The organism is Micromonospora sp. D75, from assembly GCF_018070405.1.
GTDB lineage: Bacteria > Actinomycetota > Actinomycetes > Mycobacteriales > Micromonosporaceae > Micromonospora > Micromonospora chalcea.
Genome location: NZ_JAGPXV010000253.1, coordinates 1 through 7,911, shown reverse-complemented (window position 1 = coordinate 7,911; position 7,911 = coordinate 1). Strand labels below are relative to the sequence as shown.

Here is a 7,911-nt window from a genome sequence, read left to right as displayed (position 1 = left end):
GGTCAGCGAGGTGATCGACGCGCCGGCCACAGTGACCGCACGGGCCGCGGCCACGCTCACCGCGCCCGCCGACGGCACGCTCGCCAGCCTGCGGGTCGCCCCCGGCGCGCGGGTCAGCCGCGGGCAGGTGCTCGCGGTGATCGACTCGCCGTCGGCCCGGGAGCGCCTGGCGCAGGCCCGGGAGGCGCTGCGCGCGGCGAAGCGGGCCAGCCGGGGCACCGGCACCGGTGACCTGGGCGGCAGCCGGCGGGGCACCGACCGGGCCGCCGACGAGGCGTTCGCCGCCGCCCGCGCCGCCGCCGGCAAGGTCGGCGACCCGCAGGTACGCGCCGCGCTGCTGCTCCAGGTCTCCTCGGCGCAGCGGCAGTACGAGTCGGCCGCCCGCGCCGCCGACCGGGCCGTCGCCCAGGTGCAGCGCGGGGTCGCCGGGCTGAACAGCGCCGTCGGCGCGCTGTCGGCCGCGCAGCGACTCCAGGCCCAGCAGGCGTACGACCTGGCGAAGGCGACAGTGGACGCGTTGACGCTGCGCGCGCCGATCTCCGGTGTGGTGCAGCCGGGCGGCACCCGGGCGGCGCCGGCCGACCTGGCCGGGCTGCTCGGTGCGGCCGGTGGCGCTGCGGTGCCCGGTCTCGACCCGTCGGCGTTCGGCGCGGGCGGGCAGGGCGGACCGCCGCCCGGCGTGGACGACGCGATCCCGGCCGGTGGCCGGGTCACCGCCGGCACGCCGGTGCTCACTGTGGTGGACACCGGCCGGCTCGGCCTGCTCGCCGAGGTGGACGAGACGGACGTGCTGTTGGTGCGGGCGGGGGTGCCCGCCTCGGTCGAGTTGGACGCGGTGACCGGCGCGACGTACGACGCCACTGTGCGGTCGGTGGACGTGCTGCCGACCAGTTCGGCGCGGGGTGGCGTCACCTACCGGGTCCGGCTCGACCTCGGTGCCGGACGGATGGGTGAGGCCGAGGCCGCCCCGGCGCCCCGCCCCGGCATGAACGCGGTGGTACGCCTGCGGGTGCGCGAGGCAGCCGACGCGGTGGCGGTGCCGGCGTCGGCGGTCTTCTCCGCCGACGGGCGGGACGCGGTCTGGGTGCTGCGGAACGGTCGCGCCGACCGGGTGCCGGTGACGGTGGGCGTGCAGGGGCAGGACCTGGTGCAGATCGTCGACGGCGTACGGGCCGGCGACCGGGTGGTGGTACGTGGCGCCGACCAGGTCCGCGACGGCCAGGAACTCCCGTGACCGAACCGGCGATCGAGGCGGTCGACGTCTGGCGCACGTACGAGTTGGACGGCGTCTCGGTGTCCGCGCTGCGCGGCGTGTCGCTCACCATCGACCAGGGCGAGTACGTGGCGGTGATCGGCCCGTCCGGCTCGGGCAAGTCGACGCTGATGCACCTGCTCGGTGGGCTGGACCGGCCCAGCGGCGGCCGGCTGGTGATCGGCGGCCGGGACGTCACCACGCTCACCGCCCCGGAGCTGGCGACGCTGCGCAACGAGACGATCGGCTTCGTGTTCCAGGCGTTCCATCTGCTGGCTCGTACGTCGGCGGTGGACAACGTGGCGCTGCCGCTGGTCTACCGGGGCGTCGGGGCGCGGCAGCGGCGGGAGCGGGCGGCGGCGATGCTGGGCCGGGTCGGGCTCGGCCACCGGCTGCACCACCGGCCCAACCAGCTCTCCGGCGGCGAGCAGCAGCGGGTGGCGATCGCCCGCGCGCTGGTCACCGAACCGGCGGTGCTGCTCGCCGACGAGCCGACCGGCAATCTGGACAGTGCCACCGGCGAGGCGGTGCTGGAGCTGCTGGAACAGCTGAACGCCGAGTCCGGGGTGGCGCTGGTGATGGTGACCCACGACCAGGAGGTGGCCGCCCGGGCACGCCGGCGGATCGCGGTGCGGGACGGCCTGATCCGCTCGGACAGCGCTCATGATCGACCGCCGTCGGACGGCTCCGGCGTACCTGCGACACTGGACCCCGCTCCCAGCGCGGAGCCCCGGTCCGTGTCCGGAAGCGGCCCGGGGCACCCGCCCGGTGGCTCCGGTGGCGCCGCCGGTGCCACCGGGCGCCTTCCGCGGCCCGGGGAGCGCCTTCCGCGGGCCGGCGGGAACGCGGGATGAGGCTGGCCGAGGCGTGGCGGGTGGCGTGGGACGCGCTTCGCGCCAACCGGCTGCGCAGCGTGCTGACCATGCTCGGGGTGATCATCGGGGTGGCCTCGGTGGTGATCCTGGTGGCCATCGGCACCGGCACCAAACAGCAGGTCGAGCAGCAGGTCGAGGGGCTCGGCTCGAACCTGCTGCTGGTGGTGCCGGGCCGGATCGAGGTGGGCAACGCGCCGGTGGTCTCGCCGCTGGACCTCAGCGACGCCGACGCCGTCTCCCGGGTGGTCGGCGACCCCGGCCGGGTCGCGGTGACAGTGGCCTCCGGCGCGACCGCCCGGGCCGGCAACCGGTCCGACTTCACCACCGTGCAGGGGGTGCTGGAGACCACCCCGTCGGTGTTCACCAGGTCGCTGTCGCGGGGCCGCTACCTGACCGGGGCGGACGTCGACACCAGCCGCCGGGTGGCGGTGCTCGGCGACTCGGTGGCCCGGGCGCTGTTTCCCGACCGGGACCCGCTCGGCCAGCAGGTCACGCTGGCCGGGGTGCGGTTCCGGGTGATCGGCGTCTTCGCGCCGCTCGGGCAGAGCCTCGGCGTGGACCGCGACGACGAGGTGCACGTACCGGTGACGGCGGCGCAACGGCTGTGGGGCACCCAGCGCATCGACGGCATCGCGGTGAAGGCGCCGGACCGGGAGCGGATCGACGAACTCGGCGAGCGGATCGTCGCGGAGCTGTCCCGCCGGCACCCGGACACCGAGTTCAGCGCCGTCACCCAGCGGCAGATCCTCGGCGTGCTCGGCGACATCCTGGGCGTGCTCACCGGTGTGCTGGCCGCCATCGCGGGCATCTCGCTGCTGGTGGGCGGCGTCGGCGTGTCCAACATCATGCTGGTCTCGGTACGCGAGCGGACCCGCGAGATCGGCCTGCGCAAGGCGGTCGGCGCGCGTCCCCGGGACATCGGCGTGCAGTTCCTGCTGGAGGCGGTGCTGCTCACCTCGGTGGGCGGCCTGACCGGGATGGCGCTGGGCGTGGGCACCGCGCTGCTCGTCGACGCGTTCTCCCCGATCCCGGCGGCGATCACCTGGTGGTCGCTGGCGCTGGCATTCGGCGTCTCCGCGGCGGTCGGCATCGTCTTCGGCGTGGTGCCGGCGCAGCGGGCCGGCCGGCTCGACCCGGTGGTGGCGCTGCGCGCGGAGTAGGCGTTACGGACGAGACACCCGTCCGGGCGAAAAACCCCTGGTGGACATCGGGTGAACGGCTGTCCCGCCATGATCAAAGGGTGGAAGGGATCGCGCAGGTCACAGCCGTCCCGCTACCGTACTGGTTACACGCGCGTCGCTCGTCGAGGCGGGAGCACCTGCCCGGTGACACGCGCCGGGCACGGGAATGGGTCGGTGAGCCATGGCCGGGTCGCAGTCCGACGCACGGCTGTCGGATGTCAGGTTCCTGACCGTCGCCGAGGTGGCGACGGTCATGCGGGTCTCCAAGATGACTGTCTATCGTCTCGTGCACAGCGGTGAGCTGACCGCGGTGCGGGTCGGCCGCTCGTTCCGGGTGCCCGAGCACGCCGTGCACGAATACCTCCGGGGCGCCTTCCAGGAGTCCGCCTGAGCACTCGGCGGGCCGGTCCGCCGAGTGCGACGAAAAGGGGCATCGACGGGGGCGCGTTGGTCCTGCTGACGCACTCCGGTTAGGCTGGACCACGACCGTGATCGCCCTCTGGTGTGCCCTGCCCACCACGCTGGTCCGGTCCGTTGTCCGCAAGCGGTCAAGACGCCACCGGCGGTGGTGTCTTCCGGTCCGCCCCGAACGTTGCATCGAAAGGCTGTCGTATGGGCTCGGTGGTCAAGAAGCGCCGCAAGCGCATGGCTAAGAAGAAGCACCGCAAGCTGCTGCGCAAGACCCGCGTCCAGCGTCGCCGTCTCGGCAAGTGACCGGTGCCGGGCACTGGCCCGGCACCCGGCACCACTTGCCAACTGTCGACCCTCGGAGGCTCAGGTGATCAGGCCGTGGACGTCCCGGCTCGATCCCGCCTGCCGCGCAAGGCGCACGACATGACCCCCGGTGACACCTCCGGTGCCCCGGGGGTCGTCGTCGTGACCGGGGTCGGTCGCTGGCTCGGCGCGCACGTCGCCGCGCGGCTCGCCGCCGACCCGCGGATCGAGCGGGTCATCGGGGTCGATCCGGCGCCGCCCAACCCCGAGCTGGCCGACCTGCTCACCGACGTGGAACGGGTCCGTCTCGACCTCGACTCGCTCGGCGGTCTCCTGGCCGACCTCGACGTCGACGCCGTGGTGCACCTGGCGCTCGTCACGTCCCCCGACCCGCAGCAGGGCGGCCGGTCGGCGATGAAGGAACAGAACGTCATCGGCACGATGCAGATGCTCGCCGCCGCGCAGCGCGCGCCCCGGCTGCGCAAGCTCGTGGTCCGATCGTCCACCGCCGCGTACGGGGTGTCGTTCCGCGATCCGGCCGTCTTCACCGAGGAGACCGAGCCGCGCGAGGTGCCGCGCGGCGGTTTCGGCCGCGACATACTCGACATCGAGGGGTACGTCCGCGGGTTCCGCCGCCGCCGGCCCGACGTCACCGCGACCGTGCTGCGCTTCGCGCCGTTCATCGGGTACGCCGCCGACACCACGCTCACGCGCTACTTCTCCCAGCCGGTGGTGCCCACCGTCTTCGGCCGTGACCCCCGCCTGCAGTTCGTGCACTTCGACGACGCGCTGGAGGTGCTGCACCGGTCGGTCGCCGAGGACCACCCGGGCACGTACAACGTCGCCGGGCCGGGCGTGCTGTCGCTGTCGCAGGCGATCCGCCGGGCCGGCCGGGTGGCGGTGCCGGTGCTGGAACCGGGCCTGGCCGGGGTCGCCGCGATCGCCCGTAGCCTGGGCTTCGGCCGGTACGGCCTGGACCAGGTGGACCTGTTCGTGCACGGCCGGGTGGTGGACACCAGCCGGCTGGAGCGGGAGTTCGGCTTCACGCCCCGCTCGACCGCCGCCGCGTTCGAGGACTTCATCCGCGCCCACCACGGCGGCGTCGTGGTGACCCGGGACCAGTTGGCCGCGGCCGAGCGGTTGGTGCTGGAGAGCATCCGGCAGGTCCGCTCGACCGTACGGGAGCGTTCGTGACCAGCCCGGAGGAGCGGCGCGACGCGCGCTACGACGTACCGCTGGACGTGCCCGGGCCGGGCGCGGAGCCGGCACGGCGCAACGGACACCGCCGGGTGACCGCGCCGTCCGCCCGCCCGGCCGCGCCGGTCGAGCCGGACACCTCCGCCGACGAGCCCGGCACCCCGGCCGGGTCGGCCGCCCCGGGTCCGGCCGCGCACCGCCCGACGGCCGAGAAGACGGTGGCCAAGAGGACGGTGGCCAAGAAGACGGTCGCGAAGAAGGCCGTGGCGAAGAAGGCCGTGGCCGGCGACGCGCCGGCCGGTGACACGCCGCCCGGACCGGCGGTGGCCGACCGGCCGGGCGACCACTGGGACCGCAAGGTGGCGCAGGGCCTGGCGTTCCTGCGGCGGCGGCTCGCCGGTGACTACGAGGTCGACGAGTTCGGCTTCGACCCCGACCTGACCGACGCGGTCGTCCACCCGCTGGTCCGGCTGCTCTACCGGGACTGGTTCCGCACCGAGGTCAGCGGCATCGAGCACGTACCGGCCGAGGGCGCGGGCCTGGTCGTGGGCAACCACTCCGGCACCGTGGCGCTCGACGCGCTGATCCTCTCCACCGCGCTGCACGACCGGCACCCGGCGCGCCGCTACCTGCGGCTGCTCGGCGCCGACCTGGTCTTCCGCATGCCCGTCGTCTCCGAGATAGCCCGCAAGACCGGCGGCACCGTCGCCTGCAACCCGGACGCGGAGCGGCTGCTCGGCAACGGCGAACTGGTGGGCGTGTTCCCGGAGGGCTTCAAGGGGGTCGGCAAGCTCTACTCCGACCGCTACAAGCTCCAGCGCTTCGGCCGGGGCGGATTCGTCTCCGCCGCGCTGCGCACCGGCACGCCGATCGTGCCGGTCGCGATCGTCGGCGGCGAGGAGATCTACCCGATGCTCGCCGACATCAAGCCCCTCGCGCGGCTGCTCAAACTGCCGTACTTCCCGGTCACGCCGACGTTCCCCTGGCTCGGGCCGCTGGGCATGGTGCCACTGCCGAGCAAGTGGCTGATCGAGTTCTGCCCGCCGATCCCGACCGCGCACCTGCGTGACTCCGCCGACGACCCGCTCGTGGTGTTCAACCTCGCCGACCAGGTGCGCGAGACGATCCAGCAGACGCTGCACAAGCTGCTCGAACGCCGCCCCGACCCGTTCGGGCCCTGAGCGAACGCGCGCCGGCTCAGGCCTCGCGGTGGCGGCGCCGGTGCAGCGCCAGTCCGGCCGTGACCGCGCCGGCCAGCAGCCCGGCGGCGGCGGTGGAGGGCACGGCGATGCGTACGGCCCGCCGCCCGGTGCGGAAGTCGCGCACGTCCCAGCCCCGCTCGCGGGCCTGCCGCAGCAGCGCCGGATCGGGATTCACCGCGACCGCACGGCCGACGGCGGAGAGCATCGGCAGGTCGTTCGCCGAGTCGCTGTAGGCCGCGCAGCGGGCCAGGTCCAGCCCTTCCACGGCGGCGAGCTGGGTCACCGCCTCGGCCTTCGCCGGCCCGTGCATCAGGTCACCGACCAGCCGCCCGGTGTACGCGCCGTCGACCACCTCGGCCACCGTGCCGATCGCGCCGGTCAGGCCGAGCCGGGCGGCGATCACCCGGCCGATCTCCACCGGGGCGGCGCTGACCAGCCAGACCCGCTCGCCCGCGTCGAGGTGACGCTGGGCCAGGCGGCGGGTGCCGGCCCAGATGCGCGGGGCCATCAGCTCGTCGAAGATCTCGTCGGCGAGACGCTCGATGTCGTCCACCCGCCAGCCCTGCACGAACGCGAGCGCTGCCTCCTTGGCCTGGGACATGTCGCCCGCGTGCTCGGTGGCGAGCAGCCGGAACCGGGCCTGCTGCCAGGCGAAACGGGCCAGGTCACCGGTGGTGAAGTACTTCCGGGCGGCCAGCCCGCGGGCGAACCAGTAGATCGAGGCGCCCTGCATCATCGTGTTGTCCACGTCGAAGAAGGCGGCGGCGGTGGGGTCCGGCGGGATCGTGGTCGCGGGCGCCGACGGGGCCTCCGACCAGCCGGTGGTGTGCCCGTGCGCGTCGGTGCTGACGGTCACCTTCCGGGTTCCGGCCACGGTGACCTCCCTGCCTCGACGACCGCGTACGCCCTCCGCGTCGAGCGTATCCGGCACGGTGTGACGGGTGGGTGTCCGCCGGGAGAAGTGTGGCGCGGTCGGCGTCCGCGCTCAGCGGTCGGCCGGGCAGGCCGCCGGGGCGGGCCCGAGCGCGTCGCTGGCCTGTGGCGCGGGCAGTCCGCAGGCGATCGCCTCGCGCAGCGCGTCGGCGCGCTTGCCGGCCGCGTCGAGCAGCGCCAGCGAGCGGCGGGTGCGGTCCCGCTCGGCGTGGTCGGGCCGGTCCAGCAGGCCGCTGACCACCCGGCGCTGGCCGGCCAGGAACGTGTCCACCGCGTCCAGCGCCACCGGGTCGGAACGCTGCGCCGCGACCGTGGTCAGCAGGCGTACGCCCTGGCGGGTGTCTGCGTCCATGTCGTCCAGGACGGCGCTGAAACCGAGCCGGTCGCCGCGCACCGAGGCGGCCTCGTCCAGCCGGGTGCGGGCGAAGTCGAGGAAGAGCTGCCCACGGCTGATGTCCGAGCTGGCGAGCGCGAGCTGGGCGCGCTCGGTGGAGCGCTTCATGCCGTACAGGGCGTCACCGGGCAGCGCGTTCTCGCTGGCGGCGGAGATGCCGGAG

9 protein-coding genes are annotated in these 7,911 nt (G+C 74.6%); 7 read left to right on the top strand and 2 right to left on the bottom strand.

The features are described 5' to 3' along the window. From KBX39_RS16615 to KBX39_RS16585, 7 genes are all read left to right on the top strand, one after another. The coding region (locus tag KBX39_RS16615) for an efflux RND transporter periplasmic adaptor subunit (RefSeq protein WP_210871404.1) at positions 1-1,234 on the top strand (1,234 nt) is incomplete at its 5' end. Continuing rightward, the gene (locus tag KBX39_RS16610) at positions 1,231-2,106 is read left to right on the top strand and encodes an ABC transporter ATP-binding protein (RefSeq protein ID WP_069087778.1); all 876 of its coding nucleotides are present in this window, start codon (positions 1,231-1,233) and stop codon (positions 2,104-2,106) included. The genes KBX39_RS16615 and KBX39_RS16610, both read left to right, overlap by 4 nt. Then, positions 2,103-3,287, top strand: coding sequence for an ABC transporter permease (locus tag KBX39_RS16605; RefSeq protein WP_043328082.1), 1,185 nt, complete (start codon positions 2,103-2,105; stop codon positions 3,285-3,287). The genes KBX39_RS16610 and KBX39_RS16605 overlap by 4 nt, the downstream gene beginning before the upstream one ends. 202 nt (positions 3,288-3,489) lie before the next feature. Then, a complete protein-coding gene (locus KBX39_RS16600) occupies positions 3,490-3,699 on the top strand; it encodes a helix-turn-helix domain-containing protein (RefSeq protein ID WP_013288759.1) in 210 nt (69 codons plus the stop codon). Positions 3,700-3,920: 221 nt separating this feature from the next. Beyond that, positions 3,921-4,022 (top strand): AURKAIP1/COX24 domain-containing protein, encoded by a 102-nt coding sequence (locus tag KBX39_RS16595; RefSeq protein WP_007465623.1) that lies wholly within the window; start codon positions 3,921-3,923, stop codon positions 4,020-4,022. Between the two features lie 120 nt (positions 4,023-4,142). After that, on the top strand, positions 4,143-5,216 hold the full coding sequence (locus KBX39_RS16590; RefSeq protein ID WP_064446676.1) for an NAD-dependent epimerase/dehydratase family protein: 1,074 nt from the start codon (positions 4,143-4,145) through the stop codon (positions 5,214-5,216). A 281-nt stretch (positions 5,217-5,497) separates the two neighbouring features. Then, positions 5,498-6,400 (top strand): lysophospholipid acyltransferase family protein, encoded by a 903-nt coding sequence (locus KBX39_RS16585; RefSeq protein WP_051611579.1) that lies wholly within the window; start codon positions 5,498-5,500, stop codon positions 6,398-6,400. A gap of 16 nt (positions 6,401-6,416) precedes the next feature. On the opposite strand, the gene KBX39_RS16580 is transcribed toward KBX39_RS16585, so the two are convergent. Together KBX39_RS16580 and KBX39_RS16575 are read right to left on the bottom strand one after the other, a co-directional pair. After that, on the bottom strand, positions 6,417-7,295 hold the full coding sequence (locus KBX39_RS16580; RefSeq protein WP_043328083.1) for an HAD family phosphatase: 879 nt from the start codon (positions 7,293-7,295) through the stop codon (positions 6,417-6,419). 111 nt (positions 7,296-7,406) lie between these two features. Next, positions 7,407-7,911, bottom strand: a 505-nt coding sequence (locus tag KBX39_RS16575; RefSeq protein WP_247660284.1) for a DUF5667 domain-containing protein, incomplete at its 5' end; no start/stop codon positions are given.

Excerpts from the sequence above, each read along its gene's own strand:
- KBX39_RS16605 (WP_043328082.1), top strand. The coding sequence starts at position 2,103 with ATGAGGCTGGCCGAGGCGTGGCGGGTGGCGTGGGACGCGCTTCGCGCC.
- KBX39_RS16600 (WP_013288759.1), top strand. The coding sequence starts at position 3,490 with ATGGCCGGGTCGCAGTCCGACGCACGGCTGTCGGATGTCAGGTTCCTG.
- KBX39_RS16595 (WP_007465623.1), top strand. The coding sequence starts at position 3,921 with ATGGGCTCGGTGGTCAAGAAGCGCCGCAAGCGCATGGCTAAGAAGAAG.
- KBX39_RS16590 (WP_064446676.1), top strand. The coding sequence starts at position 4,143 with ATGACCCCCGGTGACACCTCCGGTGCCCCGGGGGTCGTCGTCGTGACC.